General features: G+C 47.0%; 13 protein-coding genes. 6 read left to right on the top strand and 7 right to left on the bottom strand.

What is annotated here, in order from left to right; translation table 11 throughout:
* The first annotated feature begins 152 nt into the window (after window positions 1-152).
* Genes CWI73_RS00065 through CWI73_RS00040 form a run of 6 tightly spaced genes read left to right on the top strand, consistent with a single transcriptional unit; the run spans window position 153 to window position 7,076 of the window.
* A complete protein-coding gene (locus CWI73_RS00065) occupies window positions 153-1,109 on the top strand; it encodes an AAA family ATPase (RefSeq protein WP_126750988.1) in 957 nt (318 codons plus the stop codon).
* On the top strand, window positions 1,109-2,068 hold the full coding sequence (locus CWI73_RS00060; RefSeq protein ID WP_126750987.1) for a DUF58 domain-containing protein: 960 nt from the start codon (window positions 1,109-1,111) through the stop codon (window positions 2,066-2,068). The genes CWI73_RS00065 and CWI73_RS00060 overlap by 1 nt, the downstream gene beginning before the upstream one ends.
* Window positions 2,065-2,550 (top strand): DUF4381 domain-containing protein, encoded by a 486-nt coding sequence (locus tag CWI73_RS00055; RefSeq protein ID WP_126750986.1) that lies wholly within the window; start codon window positions 2,065-2,067, stop codon window positions 2,548-2,550. Before CWI73_RS00060 ends, CWI73_RS00055 begins: the two co-directional genes overlap by 4 nt.
* Window positions 2,543-3,523: a vWA domain-containing protein gene (locus CWI73_RS00050; protein ID WP_126750985.1), complete on the top strand. Its 981-nt coding sequence runs from the start codon at window positions 2,543-2,545 to the stop codon at window positions 3,521-3,523. Before CWI73_RS00055 ends, CWI73_RS00050 begins: the two co-directional genes overlap by 8 nt.
* Window positions 3,523-5,367, top strand: coding sequence for a vWA domain-containing protein (locus CWI73_RS00045; RefSeq protein WP_126750984.1), 1,845 nt, complete (start codon window positions 3,523-3,525; stop codon window positions 5,365-5,367). The genes CWI73_RS00050 and CWI73_RS00045 overlap by 1 nt, the downstream gene beginning before the upstream one ends.
* Complete coding sequence (locus tag CWI73_RS00040; protein ID WP_126750983.1) at window positions 5,361-7,076, top strand: BatD family protein; 1,716 nt, start codon at window positions 5,361-5,363, stop codon at window positions 7,074-7,076. Before CWI73_RS00045 ends, CWI73_RS00040 begins: the two co-directional genes overlap by 7 nt.
* Before the next feature lie 57 nt (window positions 7,077-7,133).
* Here CWI73_RS00040 and CWI73_RS00035 read toward each other — a convergent pair whose 3' ends face one another.
* From CWI73_RS00035 to CWI73_RS00005, 7 genes are all read right to left on the bottom strand, one after another.
* Entirely contained in the window at window positions 7,134-9,002 is a 1,869-nt protein-coding gene (locus CWI73_RS00035; protein WP_126750982.1) for a SurA N-terminal domain-containing protein, read from the bottom strand.
* A gap of 146 nt (window positions 9,003-9,148) precedes the next feature.
* Window positions 9,149-9,421, bottom strand: a complete 273-nt coding sequence (gene hupB / locus CWI73_RS00030) for a nucleoid-associated protein HU-beta (protein ID WP_011234253.1) — start codon at window positions 9,419-9,421, stop codon at window positions 9,149-9,151.
* A 303-nt stretch (window positions 9,422-9,724) separates the two neighbouring features.
* On the bottom strand, window positions 9,725-12,049 hold the full coding sequence (gene lon, locus CWI73_RS00025) for an endopeptidase La (RefSeq protein ID WP_100690472.1): 2,325 nt from the start codon (window positions 12,047-12,049) through the stop codon (window positions 9,725-9,727).
* 121 nt (window positions 12,050-12,170) lie between these two features.
* Window positions 12,171-13,448: an ATP-dependent protease ATP-binding subunit ClpX gene (gene clpX / locus CWI73_RS00020; RefSeq protein ID WP_126750981.1), complete on the bottom strand. Its 1,278-nt coding sequence runs from the start codon at window positions 13,446-13,448 to the stop codon at window positions 12,171-12,173.
* A 25-nt stretch (window positions 13,449-13,473) separates the two neighbouring features.
* Window positions 13,474-14,094 (bottom strand): ATP-dependent Clp endopeptidase proteolytic subunit ClpP, encoded by a 621-nt coding sequence (gene clpP, locus CWI73_RS00015; protein WP_053952848.1) that lies wholly within the window; start codon window positions 14,092-14,094, stop codon window positions 13,474-13,476.
* Between the two features lie 96 nt (window positions 14,095-14,190).
* A complete protein-coding gene (tig, locus tag CWI73_RS00010) occupies window positions 14,191-15,492 on the bottom strand; it encodes a trigger factor (RefSeq protein ID WP_126750980.1) in 1,302 nt (433 codons plus the stop codon).
* A 187-nt stretch (window positions 15,493-15,679) separates the two neighbouring features.
* A complete protein-coding gene (locus CWI73_RS00005; RefSeq protein WP_126750979.1) occupies window positions 15,680-15,904 on the bottom strand; it encodes a hypothetical protein in 225 nt (74 codons plus the stop codon).
* Between the last annotated feature and the right edge of the window lie 112 nt (window positions 15,905-16,016).

Genomic DNA, 16,016 nt, shown 5'->3' with positions numbered 1-16,016 from the left:
AGCGCTTAATAGAGCAGATTAAAACCTTCGTTTTCGGTACAGTATGGCAATACAATTGAAAATTCGGAACAAAGACAGCATTGTTACTGTCATTGCATAACGGTACTGACAGCATAGTCATTTTTCACCGGATTCGACAGCCTGGAGTCAAGATGTCATCGACAGCATTTCAACAATTACAAGACTACCTGAATCAGCAAGTTCTGGGACAGCCGGACTTTACCCGTAATTTACTTATAGCCGTACTCGCTGACGGGCATTTATTAGTCGAAGGCCCGCCGGGGCTTGCGAAAACCCGAGCGGTACAAAGCTTGGCAAACGGTATTGAAGGCGACTTTCATCGCGTTCAATTTACGCCGGACCTACTGCCGGCTGACTTGACCGGTACAGATATTTACCGCCCCGAGACCGGGACTTTTGAGTTCCAGCAAGGCCCTTTGTTCCATAACCTGATTTTAGCGGATGAGATAAACCGGGCTCCGGCCAAAGTTCAGTCTGCCCTACTGGAGGCTATGGCTGAACGTCAGATTACCGTTGGTCAACGCAGCTATCCGCTGTCTGACTTATTTATGGTGTTGGCGACACAAAATCCTTTGGAGCAGGAAGGTACCTATCCTCTCCCAGAAGCACAGTTAGACCGCTTCTTAATGCATCTAAAGCTGGACTATCCTGACGCAGAAACCGAACAAAAAATTCTCAGGCTTACTCGCGGTGAAGCATTAAACGAGCAAATGCCAGCTCCAAAACCGCTGACGCAGGCAGACTTATTCAATGCTCGTAAAGAAGTTCTGGAAGTGTACCTGGACGACGCGGTAGAAAATTATTTAGTTCAGTTAATTATCGCCACTCGCCAACCTCAGCACTATGACGCCAACCTGGCTTCATGGATTGGTTATGGCGCCAGCCCGCGTGCCACTATTTCATTAGAGCGCTGCGCACGAGCTCAAGCTTGGTTGGCCGGTCGTGACTTTGTCACTCCGGACGACATTATGTCCATTTGCCATAACGTATTGCGCCATCGAATTATACTGAGTTATCAGGCTGAAGCTGACGGCGTCACGCACGATCAAGTTATCGATACAATACTGAAACTGGTGCCAACGCCATAATGCCTCAACTGGACGTTTCACAATGGCTAAAACAACTGCATACCGACGGCATTTCGCTGGGTATGCAGGAGCTAATGTATTATCGCAGTAAAATTGCCGCTTTTGCTAAGCACAAAAAGACGCTGCCGCGAACAACGGTGTCGGGTCCTTTACTCAGTAAAGTCCGGGGGCGTGGTATGGAATTTGACGAAGTGAGGCATTATCAAGCCGGCGACGACATTCGTGCCATTGACTGGCGCGTAACAGCAAGAACCGGTAAAGCCCATACCAAGCTGTACCGGGAAGAAAAAGAGAAGCCCGTGTTCATTTGGGTCGATTTGTCATTGTCTCAGTTATTTGGCAGTGAGTTTGTATTTAAGTCGGTCCAGGCTGCGCACCTTGCTGCGGCTATTGCCTGGCAAGCGCAGCACAAAGGTGACCGTGTCGGCGGACTCATTAGCAACGGCTGGCTTCATAACGAATTTAAACCTGCGGCGCGCCAGCAAGGCGTATTACGGCTATTGCACGGTCTTGTTGACGTGAGTAAAGACAGTTTAACACGCTGGCAGAAACAGGCCTCGACACCCGCAGAGCCCATGTCTGAATCGCTGAAGCGATTACGCCAACTGGTTAAGCCCGGCAGTATTATTCATGTTATCAGTGACTTTCATAACGTCGACAAAACCATTATTGATGGGCTACAAGTGTTATCGAAACATAATCTGGTGCGTTGTTATGGTGTTTATGACCCGATGGAAAAGTCGCTTCCTCAGGGGCATTCCATCCAGCCTTTAGCCGTATCTAATGGCAAGCAACAAGTCGATATCGACTTAACCAATAAACGTCAGACAGACACGTACGCAAACGCGGCCCAGAGCCACTGGCAAGCGCTTGAAAAAAGTTTTGCAAACCGGCAGCTGCTGTTTACTCCAGTTAGCAGCGCACAACCTATTGAAGTACAGTGGAGCGATATTTCATGATACAGCAGGCATCGCTCAGTCAGTTACATGACATTGTTCCGCCAGCTGATGCCAGTTGGTGGCCACCGACCTGGTGGAGCCTTGGTAGCGTCTTATTATTCATCGCAATTGTAGCGTTCATTAGTTATTGGCTGGTTCAACGGCGCTTAAAGGCTCGGGCTCGTCGGGAGGCCTACAGGCAATTACAGATATTAGCGCCAGCCACCACAGAGCAAGTCACCCTACTGCTTAGACAAGTGGCGCTCGCGTATTACCCACAGCAGACGGTTTCTAACTTGCACGGTCAACAATGGCTCACGTTTTTACTCTCAGGTATGAGCGAAAAATCGCAGCAACACTTTAATGCGGAATTACAGCAATACGACATTAATAGTGAGCTATACGGACAAGCAAGTAATGCATTTTGTGAGCTATACAAAGCAGTTGGCTGCCAATGGTTGCAGTTAGACCTGAGTAAAATGCCGGGAGAGCACAATGTTTGAGTTTGCCTGGCCCTGGATGTTTCTTTTATTACCACTGCCGGCGTTGGTCTGGTGGTTAATACCCACTCGCAGGAACACCCGTTCGGCTATTCGACTGCCCAACTTATATGGGCTGTCCAGTGAACAACAGACCATAAAGAGCCAGTGGTTTTTCTTAACAGTGCTAGCCATTGCATGGGTGTCGCTCGTTTCAGCGACAGCTCGCCCACAATGGTTAGGTGAGCCGGTTGCCACCCGCTCTGAAGGTCGGGAAATGATGCTGGCAGTAGACTTGTCGGGCAGTATGGAAATTGCCGATATGGAAATTAACGGCCAGTCGGTCGACCGGCTGTCGATGGTCAAACATGTGCTTAGTGACTTTATTACACGTCGCGAAGGCGACCGCCTGGGGCTTATCTTATTTGGCGACACCGCTTATTTACAGGCGCCAATGACCTATGACCGACAGACTATTGCACAAATGCTGAATGAGTCGGTACTTGGGCTGGTTGGTGAAAGAACAGCCATTGGCGATGCAATAGCCCTGGCAGTTAAGCGCTTTCAGCAAGACGAAGAAACCAACCGCGTACTCATTTTATTAACCGATGGTCAAAGTACAGCGGGGAATCTGACGCCAGAGCAAGCGCTAGAGCTCGCCAAAAGTTATGACGTTACTATTTACCCAATTGCCGTTGGCGCAGAAGAAGTTGTCGTTGATAGCTTTTTCGGTCAACGTCGCGTGAATCCAAGCCGCGACTTAGACATACCTTTAATGCAGAAGTTAGCGCGTGAAACCGGCGGTGAATATTTCCGAGCAAGAAGCACCGAAGAGCTCGAGAATATTTATACTTTGCTGGATGAATTGGAGCCCGTGGACGACGATCCTCAACAGCTTCGCCCCAGAGCCAGCTTATTCCATTGGCCACTCTCACTGTGCTTCATTGCCTTAGTCACTCTGGCCCTGAGTCGGTACAAGCCATGGAGGGTGTCATAATGAGCGACTTTCATTTTATTCGCCCCTGGTGGCTTGTTGCTCTGCTTCCTGTTGCCGTTATGTACTGGCGACTGCTCAGGCAGAATAAACATGAAGCCGGATGGAATCAGTTTCTTCCTGGTCATTTAGCGAAGGTGCTGGTTAACTCGGGAGGCAAAGCATCCAGCTGGCCGATTCACCGGCTCGCATTAATGCTAATTATTGCTAGTACGGCTCTTGCCGGACCCACTTGGGAAAAGTTGCCACAGCCTGTTTATCAGTTAGAGTCCGGTCAGGTGGTTATTATGGACATGTCACCGTCATTGTTAGCGGAAGATATAACACCCAACCGTCTGACTCAACTACGCTTTAAAGCGATAGACTTAGTTCGCTCTGGCCTTGACGGCGACACCGGTTTAATTGCCTATGCTGACGATGCGTTTACTATTAGCCCGTTAACCGCGGACAACCGAAACTTAATTAACTTAATACCCTCATTGTCGCCGGAAATAATGCCCCTTGAAGGGAGTGAGCCTTTACGCGCCCTGAAACTTGCTAACGAACTTCTGGCAAACGCCGGATACCCTCAGGGCGATATTTACTGGCTAACAGATGGTATCAGCAGCCGCGACTTACAGCCTTTAACAGACTACTTGCGCGATATTGAACACAGAGTATCAATTTTAGGGGTCGGCACAGAAGACGGCGCCCCGGTGCGAAACGCAAATGGCAGCCTGGTAAAAGAAAACGGTAGAGTCGTCATAGCGAAGCTGTTTCCAGACCGGTTAAGTGACTTAGCACAAATAACCAACGGTGCTTTTGTGCAGGCGACATCAACTAACGACGACATCGAAGCGCTCACCGCATTGCCACCACTCAGCCGTGAAGGTAAAGACAACGAGCAACAACAGCGGGGAGATGCCTGGAAAGATATGGGTCCCTATGTAGCACTGTTCATTTTGCCTTTATTACTGGCAAGCTGGCGTAAAGGCGCCCTTTTGACACCACTTGTACTGGCATTCATTATCCCAATGTCGTTATCCACCCCCAAGGCCTATGCTCAGGAGGCTGAACCGAATAACTCTGAAGGCGTACTGAGTTCGCTATTTTTAAACAACGAGCAGCGTGCCCAACAGCTTTATCAGAACGAACAGTTTGAGCAAGCATCCAAGCTAAGTTCAGATCCGCTTCGAAAAGGCGCAGCGCTTTACAAACAAGGCCTGTATGCTGAAGCGGCAGATTCTTTTGCCAAAGACAACTCGGCCGAAGCCCACTTCAACCGGGGTAATGCGCTTGCTCAGGAACAACAGTTCGAGCAGGCGTCAGAAGCTTACCAGCAAGCGTTAGAGCAACAACCTGGCTGGCAGCAAGCCAAAGAAAATTTGGACGTTGTGAAAAAGCTACAAGAAAAGCAGCAACAAGAGCAGTCTGGTGAGTCAGGCGATGAAAACTCAGAGTCAGATAAAGACTCTGAGCAATCGAATGATAAACAAGGTAATAACCAAAACAACAACCAAGGACAAAACCAGCAAGGCGAAAACTCAAACTCTCAGTCGCAGCCCCAGAATAGAGATTCACAACAACAGCAGAAGCAAAATAAACAAGAGCCGGGTCAGCAAGAAAAAAATGAGAAAGAGCAGGCAAGAAAGCAACAAGAAGACAACGCTGAAGGTCAAGCAGAGCAACAAAATGCTCAGTTTAAAGAAGGCGAGATTGATCCTGAAAAAGCGCGTCAATTAGACCAATGGATGAACCGTGTACCGGATGATCCAAGCATACTGCTAAGAAATAAGATGTTATTGGAAAGCCAGCGCCGCAACCAGCGTAGAGCTTCTCAGCCACAAGGAGAGAAGAAAAAATGGTAAGAGCCGTAAACTTGCTCGTTGTTTTACTCATGTTATTCAGTATGACCGCAAGTGCTGATGTCACTGAGGTAACAGCAACGGTCGACAGAAACCCAGTAACCGCAAACGAGTCTTTTGTGCTGACTGTCACGGTTAACGATGACGTATCAAATAATGCATTTGAGGCGTCCAAGCTGCTGCAGGACTTTGTCGTCGGTCGCACTTCTGTCAGCCGTCAAACCTCCATGATAAACGGTAGCCTGAGCAAACAAACACGCTTTACTACAGTACTGATTCCACAGTCTCCCGGCGAGTACACCATTCCGGAAATTACTATTAAAGGAGTGTCGTCTAAACCAATTAATTTGCGTGTGCTTGAACAGGGAAGCGACAGCAACACTGAGCAGAGAATTGCCTTTATTGAAGCCCAAGTCGATTCAACCAATGTCTATTTCCAGCAGCCAATTACCTATATTGCCCGGCTGTTTCTGGCTGCCGACTTAAATAAGGGTAATCTGGTACCGCCACAAGTCGACAACGCAGATGTGCAACAGATTGGGCGCGATGAAGAAAGCACACAAATGGTCAACGGTCGCCGTTATAAAGTTTACCAGCGCGTTTATCAAATAACGCCTAACAAGTCAGGCTCTATAACCATACCCGGCGCTCGTTTTGACGGTGAAGTCTTTACTCAGGGGCAGCGTTCAATCTTTTCCTCTTTTTCAAACACCCAGCCGGTTAGTGCAATAGCCGAAGGCATTGACGTTAATGTGCTACCCGTACCGGACTCATGGACCGGACACTGGTTACCCAGCGAGTTGGTCAGCTTATCAGCATCAATAAGCCCAGAGCAGGAGGAGTACAAAGCCGGAGAGCCTATTACATTGTCTTATATGCTGACGGCTGTGGGGGTTAAACCTGAGCAATTGCCAGAAATAGCTCCGGACTTTCCGAGCAGTTTCAGGGTATACCCAGACAACGATGAAACCGACAGTTTTACTCGAAATGGTGTGGTGATTTCTCAAAAAACCGTCAGTTTTGCGCTCGTACCCGAACAAGCCGGGGATTTAGTCATTCCTGAGTTTAAACTGCCCTGGTTTAACACCAAGACCCAGCAACGAACCGTGGCTAAAACGGAGAGTATGACCTTGCCCGTGATCATGCCTGCCGGTATGACCCAAAGCGATATCGCAGAGGCTGCACCGACTGACATCAAGCCAGACACTAAAAACGAGGAAGCTGCGAACACCTCCGCGAAACCGGACACCAATACTGTTGCCTCTAAACCATTAGTGCCTATTTGGGTCATTGTTGCCTTAACCGCCGGATTAGCTATTTCGTTGCTGCTTAACTTGTACCTGCTAATTAAGCGCAAAAGTGTTAAAAGCCAGGAGAAAACCGTTAAGCCTGAAAGCGCAGATAATTTGAACCGCAGTAAGTCATGGCAGGACTTTCAGAAAGCCTGCAAAAACAACGATGCGAAAACAGCACAAGAGAGCCTTATTAATTGGGCTCAAACGCATTTGGACGGTTCTTTTAATAGTCTTGCTGATGTTGCTAAGCGTTTAAATATTGAGGAAGAAATAAAGCCGCTACAGGCTTCTCTTTATAACTCTAATAGCTCTAAATGGACTGAAGGTAAAACGCTTTATCAGAAAGTCAGAAAGCAAATAGGTAGCATGAACGTAAAACAACAAAGCTCGAGTTTACCGCCACTATACCCACCTTAAGCAATAAAAAGCCCGGCACTAGGCCGGGCTATTCATTTATCACCACTCTGCAGTTATTTACTGAAGACGCATTCTGCGAATGTCGGCATCCGCTTTTAACGTATCAATAAATGACTGGAGCATTACCTGAGCCTTGCGGTTTTGTAACTGCTCTTTTAAACCGTCCATTTGAGCTTCGTCTGGGTTACCCGCTGTTACCGACGTTAACGCAACGATAGCTGCGTCCCCATTAGGTAATGTGACAGCCTCGTAAGTCGGTTCACCATTCGCTTTTGGCGCAAGGCTAAATAACTCTTGAACTAATGTACTTGAGTAATCACGGTTATTACGCTGAATACTATCAACTAAAGTGACCTCTTCGCCCGGTTCTGTACCCGCTCGCCATTGTTCAGCTGTTTCCTGTGCCTGTTGCAGAGCAAGCTGCTGAGCTTTTTCAACACGCAGTTGTTCAACAATTTGCTCACGAACTTCAGCCATATCTTTCACGCGCTCTGGCTCATGCTTTGTAACGCGGACGACGAGTGAACGATCATCGGTCGTTTCTATAATCTCGCTATTCAGCTTCTCTTCAATGAGCTGTTCAGAGAAAATATTGTTTAGCACAACATCGTCACTCAGCGGTGTCGGCGCACGCTCACGAGTAAATAAACCGGTACGTTTCACCTCAACACCCAACTCATCAGCTGCTGGCTCTAGCGTGTCGGGTTGTTCGAACGAAATTTCAGCTAACTTTTGCTGCAACTCGAAATAACGGTCTTCCGCTTGTTGAGCCAATAGCCGCTGCTCCACTTCGTCTTTGACGTCTTCAAAAGGTGTCACAGAGCCTGCGCGTAAGTCCGTCAGCTTAATAATGTGGTAGCCGAAGCTGGTCTCAACAACACCTGAAGTATCACCAACGTTCTCAAGCGCAAATGCAGCGTTGTCAAAGTCTTCATCCATTACGCCTCTCTCTATCCAGTCAAGGTCACCACCTTGTTCAGCAGAGAAAGTATCGTCTGAATATGACTCAGCAACTTCAGCAAAGTCCGCTCCATTTTCCAGTTCCTGAAGTGCGTCTTCAGCTTTTTGTTGCGCATTTTCAGTATCATGCTCAACTAAAATATGAGAAACACGACGCTCTTCTTCAGTCGTATACTGTTGTTGGCGCTGTTCATAATACTCGCGCACTTCGTCTTCAGAAATATCGACAGACTGTTCAACATCGGCCAACGATAATTCAACATAAGCAACACTCAGCTGCTCCTCTGTACGGAACATCTCCTGATTTTGTTGATAAAAGCTTTCCACGTCAGCGTCAGTCACTTCAACTGAGTCAGCAAAGTCTTCGTTGTTAAATACCAGGAAGCCACCTGAGCGCGTTTGGCTTTGCAGGCGCATAAAGGCTAAAGCCTCGGGCGTTAGTACGAATTCGCTGCCCGCAAGCCCACGCAACAGTTGGTTACGTGTCATGTCCTGTTGCATTAGGTTGGCAAAAGACTCGGGCGTATACCCCGCATTGCGTAATGACATTAAGTAAACGTCATTATCGAACTGCCCGGCTGTACGGAACTGAGGAATATCTCGAATCGCAGCTTTTACCTGGTCTGCACCAACACGCATTCCCTGAGACTCTGCATACTGTCTCATTAACTCCTGGTCAATGAGCTGCTCCAGCACACCACTTCGCACGTTTCTCATGTAGTTGGGGTCTGAAGTGATAGCGGAAAACATATCGCCGAACTGCTCTTGTAAGCGGCTACGCTCGTTTTCATACGCTCTGTCATAAGCACTTTGAGGAATTTCTTCCCCGTTAACTTCTGCTACAGCGTCTTCTGTGCCGCTGGTGATATAGCCACCAACGCCTGCCAGAGCAAAAGTTAGAATGATTAATACCAGAATGGCTTTAGCAGTAAAGCTCTGCGAACCTTCCCGAATCCTCTCTAACATAATAAGGCTTTCCTAATTTACCGGTAAAACGACGAGACATTATAAGTAGATTCGTCGCAAAACTCACCCTTCAGATAAAAAATAACCCGAGGTTTTAAACCCCGGGTTACTATTTAATTCAATAAAAAAGCGCTAACGCGCCTTTCTTAGTTTACTGCGTCTTTCAGTGCTTTACCTGCTTTGAAAGAAGGTACTTTAGCTGCAGCGATCTGAATAGTCTCACCAGTTTGTGGGTTACGACCAGTGCGAGCAGAACGCTCACGTACACTAAATGTACCGAAGCCAACTAATGCGACTTGGTCATCTTTTTTCAGAGCATCAGTTACTGCATCGATCATTGAGTCCAGAGCACGACCAGCAGCAGCCTTAGAAATATCTGCACCTGCCGCGATTTTGTCAATAAGCTGAGACTTGTTCACAGTATCATCCCCTTAGATTGTTATTATCAAGTTTCCGTGGTTCCATTCGGTTTTAAATGGGCCGACAACGTTTATATCAAGGTTGATATTATTGTTCAAGCACGTTTATTACCGAACGTATTTCTTTCCCAGCTCCTCTGAGAGTCCCCTCAGAAGTAGCTATGAACCTTAGGCTACCACAGTCTTACAGATTGAAAACCCTTTTTACGCACTTTTTAACGAAAAAATGCGGGCTGAGGGCTAAATTCGCACCTGCAGACCGCATTCTACCGTCAAAATATGACTTTAGTATTACCGCTAAGGTTAATCCTTCACCAATGCCACATCGAGCACTTCGTCTATCCACTTCACCGGCTGGATAACCAAGTCTTCCTTGACGTTGTCGGCGATTTCTTTCAAATCGCGCTCGTTATCTTTTGGTATTAAAACGTGTTTAATACCACCACGGTGGGCTGCCAGGAGTTTTTCTTTTAAGCCCCCAATAGCCAACACTTCACCACGCAAGGTAATCTCACCGGTCATAGCCACATCAGAGCGCACTGGCTTGCCAGTAAGCGACGACACCATAGCGGTCACCATCGCAATACCGGCGCTCGGCCCATCTTTCGGTGTTGCCCCCTCAGGCACGTGAACATGAATATCGCGCTTCTCATGGAAGTCTTCGGCAATGCCCAGCTTATCTGCACGGCTACGAACAACCGTCAAAGCCGTTTGAATGGACTCCTGCATAACATCGCCCAATGAGCCGGTGCTGGTGGTTTTTCCTTTACCGGCGACATTCGTTGCTTCTATGGTCAGCAAGTCGCCACCCACTTCCGTCCAGGCGAGTCCTGTGACTTGACCCACTTGGTTGGCTTCTTCTGCTTTACCATAATCAAATCGCTGCACACCCAAGTAATCACTTAGATTATCGCCATTAATTTCGACGTGCGTTATTGATTTATCAAGCAGGATCGTTTTTACCGCTTTACGGCAAAGACGTGACAATTCACGCTCAAGGTTACGAACACCGGCTTCACGCGTGTAATAACGAATGATCCCAATAATTGCGCTATCATCAACGGTAATTTCTTTTTTCTTAAGGCCGTTACGTTCAATTTGCTTCGGTAGTAAATGGCGCTTAGCAATGTTCAGCTTTTCGTCTTCGGTATAGCCTGATAAGCGAATGACTTCCATACGATCCAGTAACGGCGCAGGAATATTCATACTGTTTGACGTGGCGACAAACATCACGTCAGACAGGTCATAATCCACTTCGAGGTAATGGTCGTTAAAATTGACGTTTTGCTCTGGATCCAGCACTTCCAACAACGCCGAAGCCGGATCACCGCGCATATCCGCCGACATTTTATCAATTTCGTCCAGTAGAAATAGCGGGTTACGAACCCCTACTTTCGACATTTTCTGAATCAGCTTACCAGGCATTGAACCTATGTATGTACGACGATGGCCACGAATTTCGGCTTCGTCACGGACGCCACCTAAGGCCATGCGAACGTACTGACGACCTGTCGCTTTCGCTATCGATTGACCCAGCGAGGTTTTACCCACGCCCGGCGGACCGACTAAGCACAATATCGCACCCTTAACTTTGGTCGTGCGCTGTTGCACCGCGAGGTATTCAATGATGCGCTCTTTTACCTTCTCTAAACCGTAGTGATCGGCGTCGAGAATTTTTTCAGCATTGGCCAGGTCTTTCTTAATGCGTGAACGCTTTTTCCATGGTACTGCCACCATCCAGTCAATATAGCCCCGCACAACCGTGGCTTCAGCCGACATTGGTGACATCATTTTCAGCTTCTGCAGCTCGGCTTCGGTCTTCTTCTTTGCTTCCGCCGGCATCTGAGCATCGTCTATTTTCTTTTGTAGCTGCTCAAATTCATCAACGCCGTCTTCGCTTTCACCCAGCTCTTTCTGAATGGCCTTCATTTGCTCATTCAAATAATACTCACGCTGGCTCTTCTCCATTTGTTTTTTCACGCGACTGCGAATGCGCTTTTCCACCTGGAGAATATCAATTTCGCCTTCCATCAGCGCCATCAGGTGCTCAATGCGTTCACGCACGTCGGTAATTTCAAGCACGGCTTGCTTTTCTGCCAGCTTCAGTGGCATATGCGCAGCCATGGTATCAGCCAGACGATCCAAATCTTCAATACCGGACAACGAGGTCAGCACTTCCGGTGGAATTTTCTTGTTGAGTTTGACGTATCCTTCAAACTGATTCAGTGCAGAGCGAATCAGCACCTCTTCTTCTTTCTCGGACAGAGCTTCAGCAGCAAGGTAATGAATATTCGCTTCAAAATATTCTTCGCTGTCTTTTAATTCATCTAACTGAGCGCGCTGTTTACCTTCTACCAGCACCTTCACGGTACCGTCAGGCAGCTTCAGCAGCTGCAAAATGGTTGCAACAGTACCAACCTGGTAAATGTCGTCTTTTTCCGGCTCGTCTATTGAGGCGTCTTTTTGGGCAGCCAAAAAGACCTGCTTATCTGCGTCCATGGCAGCTTGCAGACAGCGAATTGATTTCTCCCTGCCCACAAAAAGTGGAATTACCATATGCGGGTAAACCACTACATCTCGCAACGGTAGAACTGGCATCGTTAATTGTTCGGTGCGTTCTTCGCTCATTAATCTTTTCTCCCGACCTTGGTTTACTCTGTTATATGCGGTCTTTCGGCTAAAGTTCAATCCTTAACAGAAAAAAAGGGCCAAACGGCCCTTTTTTTGATTACTTTTAACGCAATTTAAGCTATTCGCCCGATGCTTGCTTGTCCTTCTTCTGATTCGCGTAAATCAGAATAGGGTCAGATTCGCCAGCAATAACCGACTCATCGACGACCACTTTGACAACACCCTCAATTGACGGCAAGTCGTACATTGTACTTAGCAGTACGCTTTCAACAATTGAACGCAAGCCGCGAGCACCTGTTTTACGGGTCATTGCTTTCTTAGCAATCGCTCTTAGTGCGTCGTCACGGAATTCTAGCTCAACGTCTTCCATGTCGAACAACGCAGCGTATTGCTTCGTTAAGGCGTTTTTAGGCTCTTTAAGTATTTCAACCAACGCAGCTTCGTCCAGCTCATCAAGCGTAGCAACGACTGGCAGACGACCAATAAACTCAGGAATCAAGCCATAACGAACCAAGTCTTCCGGCTCTACCTGTGCAATAATTTCACCTTCTTTACTCTGCTCTTTGCTTTTTACTTCCGCACCGAAGCCAATACCTGTTCCGGTCGACAAGCGTTGTTCGATAACTTTGTTTAGGCCTGCAAATGCGCCACCACAGATAAACAAGATTTTTGAGGTATCGACCTGCAAAAACTCCTGTTGTGGATGCTTACGCCCGCCTTGAGGTGGTACCGATGCGACGGTGCCTTCGATCAGCTTCAGCAATGCCTGTTGCACGCCCTCACCGCTGACGTCACGAGTAATGGACGGGTTCTCAGACTTACGCGAAATTTTGTCAATTTCGTCAATGTAAACAATACCACGCTCAGCTTTCTCTACGTCGTAGTCGCATTTTTGCAGCAGCTTCTGGATGATGTTTTCAACATCTTCACCCACATAACCAGCTTCTGTCAGCGTGGTTGCATCCGCCATGGTAAATGGCACATCCAAATAACGAGCTAACGTCTCCGCGAGGAAAGTTTTACCCGAACCCGTCGGACCTATCAGCAAAATATTACTCTTGCCTAATTCAACCTGGTCTTTCCCTTTGCCCGAGTTACGCAAGCGTTTGTAATGGTTATAAACTGCAACCGATAACACTTTCTTGGCGCGGTCCTGACCAATAACGTAGTCGTCCAAATGCTTTCTTATCGCTTTCGGTACCGGTAGCTCTTCTTGATCGGGTACCGGAGCAAGCTGATGAATTTCTTCTTTGAGAATATCGTTACAAAGCTCTACGCATTCATCACAAATAAACACAGACGGTCCGGCAATCAGCTTTTTCACTTCATGCTGGCTTTTACCGCAAAATGTGCAATATAGCGGCTTATCTTCGTCGCCTTTGGACTTATCCGTCATTCTACTCTCCTACCACAAATACAACTTAGGCTTCTTCGCCGCGTTGACTTAAAATGCCATCAACCAGGCCATAATCAACAGCTTCTTCAGCTGCTAAGAAGTGGTCGCGATCAGTATCTCTTGCCACTTTTTCGTAATCTTGCCCGGTGTTCTCAGCTAACATACGGTTCAAGCGCTCTTTCAGATCCAAAATTTGCTTCGCATGAATTTCGAAGTCTGATGCCTGTCCCTGGAAACCACCAAGAGGTTGGTGAATCATTACGCGAGAGTTAGGTAGGCAGTAACGCTTACCTTTCGCGCCGCCAGCAAGCAAAAATGCGCCCATACTTGCTGCTTGTCCCATGCAAACTGTGCTCACGTCAGGCTTGATAAAACGCATTGTGTCGTAAATCGCCATACCCGCCGTTACAACACCACCGGGTGAGTTGATATAAAGGTAAATATCTTTATCCGGGTTGTCAGATTCTAAGAATAAAAGCTGAGCCACAATAAGATTAGCCATGTGGTCTTCTACCTGACCACAACAAAAAATAACGCGCTCTTTTAGTAAGCGCGAATAAATATCATAAGAGCGCTCCCCTTTTGATGTCTGCTCGACAACCATAGGGACTAGCTGTGCCATAGGATCCTGAATATCGCTCGACATGTTTTATAAAGCTCCTGAAATAAAAATGGCTCGTATGAGGTCATACGAGCCATTAAACCAAGCTGTAGCGTGCCCCGTCAAGGACTCACGCTGACATTATTGTTGTTTTGGATTCATAATGTCGTCAAAGCTTGCTTTTTTCTCTTTGACCGACGCTTTTTCCAAAACTAAATCGATTGCTTGTTCTTCTAATGCTAAGTTACGAACTTGCTGCATCATATCGTTATTAGACTTGTAGTACTCAATAACTTCTTGCGGATCTTCATACGCTGATGCTGCAGTAGCAATAATTTCGTCCACTTTCTCATCGTCAGCTTTAAGTTCATTTGAACGAATAACTTCGCCCAACAACAAGCCAACTTTAACACGCTCTTTCGCCTGCTCTTCGAACAGCTCTGCCGGAAGTTCAGGCATTTGGTCTGCGTTACCACCGAAGCGCTGTGCAGCCTGCTTGCGCAGTTGATCAATTTCCTGATCAATCATTGCTTTTGGCATTTCAACGTCGTTGGTTTCAACAAGACCTTTCAATACTTGCTCTTTGACCTTAGACTTAACTGCATTTTTCAGTTCGCGTTCCATGTTTTTACGAACTTCTTCTTTAAGTGCGTCTACACCACCTTCTTTCACACCGAACATAGCAACGAATTCGTCGTTCAGTTCAGGCAGTTCACGCTCTTCAACTTTCTTAGCAGTAACAACGAACTGAGCGTCTTTACCTTTTAAGTTTTCGGCGTGGTAGTCTTCCGGGAAAGTGACTTCAATGGTCTTTTCTTCGCCAGCTTTGATACCTTTAATTTGGTCTTCAAAGCCTGGAATCATGCGCCCTTCGCCTAATTCCAGAGCGAAGTCGTCAGCTTTACCGCCTTCGAATTCTTCACCGTCGATTGAGCCAACGAAGTCCATAGTGACTCGGTCACCTTTCTTAGACTTGCGCTTAACTTCTTTCCAGCTTGCGTGTTGCTTTTGCAACGTTTCAAGCATGTTATCAACGTCTTTGTCAGTTACTTCAACCGCAGGCTTTTCAACTTTGACTTTGTCTAAGTCTTTCACTTCAACTTCTGGGTACACTTCAAAAGTTGCAGTAAATTCAAGATCTTTACCTGGCTCATTGACTTTAGGTTCAATTGCAGGTGCGCCGGCAGGATTTAACTTTTCCTGCATTACCGCTTCAAAATATTTGCTCTGCATGACGCTTGAAGCTGCGCGTGAACGCGCTTCACGACCAAACATTTTTTGTAAAACATTTGGTGGAATTTTGCCTTTACGGAAACCGTTCACACGGCGGTGACGGTATTCTTCTTTTAATAAGCGTTTTACTTCGCTATCAATTGCATCTGCCGGGACAGTGATTGTCACGCGGCGTTCTAAACCTTGAGTTGTCTCTACAGAAACCTGCATTGCTTCATTACCTCGGTTTCAATCAATGAATGTCACTCGCATCTGGTTATCATTATAAAAATGAGATACGGCAACGGCGTTGACCTTTAAAAATGACGCAGCATTATAGCGAGGTGGCGGCTAAGAGTCGAGAGGGTATTGGTAAAAAACGAGGAGAACGCACGCAGCTGCGCGCGTTCTTAATAAATTACTCTTCTAATTGTAGAATTAAGTTATTAATTTCGCCCAGTTTGTCTGGTTTGTCACCACCCATGTTTTCCTGGTCAGCGACTTCGGTTTCGTATTCATCGTAACGCCACTGCTTTAATATCTTAAGTTTCTGCTCTTTACTAAAATCAGTGCGGTTCATCACATCTTCTGGCTCACCAAAAGTGCCTGCTGGATTTCGCATACAGGTTTCAAAGTCTGCCATGGTAATGCCCTCCATTTATAGCAACGATACTAATAAGCTTAGTCTTATTGACGCATTACGCAACTATCTGGGGATATGATCAAGAGAAATGATGGTCGGCGAGACTGGATTC

It is taken from the genome of Idiomarina piscisalsi (genome assembly GCF_003987095.1).
GTDB lineage: Bacteria > Pseudomonadota > Gammaproteobacteria > Enterobacterales > Alteromonadaceae > Idiomarina > Idiomarina piscisalsi.
Note: the sequence above shows the minus strand (reverse complement) of the source record. Positions and strands in the feature narration are given on the sequence as shown.

What these genes read in the sequence shown, in the direction of transcription:
- CWI73_RS00035 (WP_126750982.1), bottom strand. Translation starts at nt 9,002, where the DNA reads ATGTTAGAGAGGATTCGGGAAGGTTCGCAGAGCTTTACTGCTAAAGCC.
- CWI73_RS00065 (WP_126750988.1), top strand. Translation starts at nt 153, where the DNA reads ATGTCATCGACAGCATTTCAACAATTACAAGACTACCTGAATCAGCAA.
- lon (WP_100690472.1), bottom strand. Translation starts at nt 12,049, where the DNA reads ATGAGCGAAGAACGCACCGAACAATTAACGATGCCAGTTCTACCGTTG.
- clpP (WP_053952848.1), bottom strand. Translation starts at nt 14,094, where the DNA reads ATGTCGAGCGATATTCAGGATCCTATGGCACAGCTAGTCCCTATGGTT.
- CWI73_RS00005 (WP_126750979.1), bottom strand. Translation starts at nt 15,904, where the DNA reads ATGGCAGACTTTGAAACCTGTATGCGAAATCCAGCAGGCACTTTTGGT.
- CWI73_RS00045 (WP_126750984.1), top strand. Translation starts at nt 3,523, where the DNA reads ATGAGCGACTTTCATTTTATTCGCCCCTGGTGGCTTGTTGCTCTGCTT.
- clpX (WP_126750981.1), bottom strand. Translation starts at nt 13,448, where the DNA reads ATGACGGATAAGTCCAAAGGCGACGAAGATAAGCCGCTATATTGCACA.
- CWI73_RS00060 (WP_126750987.1), top strand. Translation starts at nt 1,109, where the DNA reads ATGCCTCAACTGGACGTTTCACAATGGCTAAAACAACTGCATACCGAC.
- tig (WP_126750980.1), bottom strand. Translation starts at nt 15,492, where the DNA reads ATGCAGGTTTCTGTAGAGACAACTCAAGGTTTAGAACGCCGCGTGACA.
- CWI73_RS00040 (WP_126750983.1), top strand. Translation starts at nt 5,361, where the DNA reads ATGGTAAGAGCCGTAAACTTGCTCGTTGTTTTACTCATGTTATTCAGT.
- CWI73_RS00050 (WP_126750985.1), top strand. Translation starts at nt 2,543, where the DNA reads ATGTTTGAGTTTGCCTGGCCCTGGATGTTTCTTTTATTACCACTGCCG.
- CWI73_RS00055 (WP_126750986.1), top strand. Translation starts at nt 2,065, where the DNA reads ATGATACAGCAGGCATCGCTCAGTCAGTTACATGACATTGTTCCGCCA.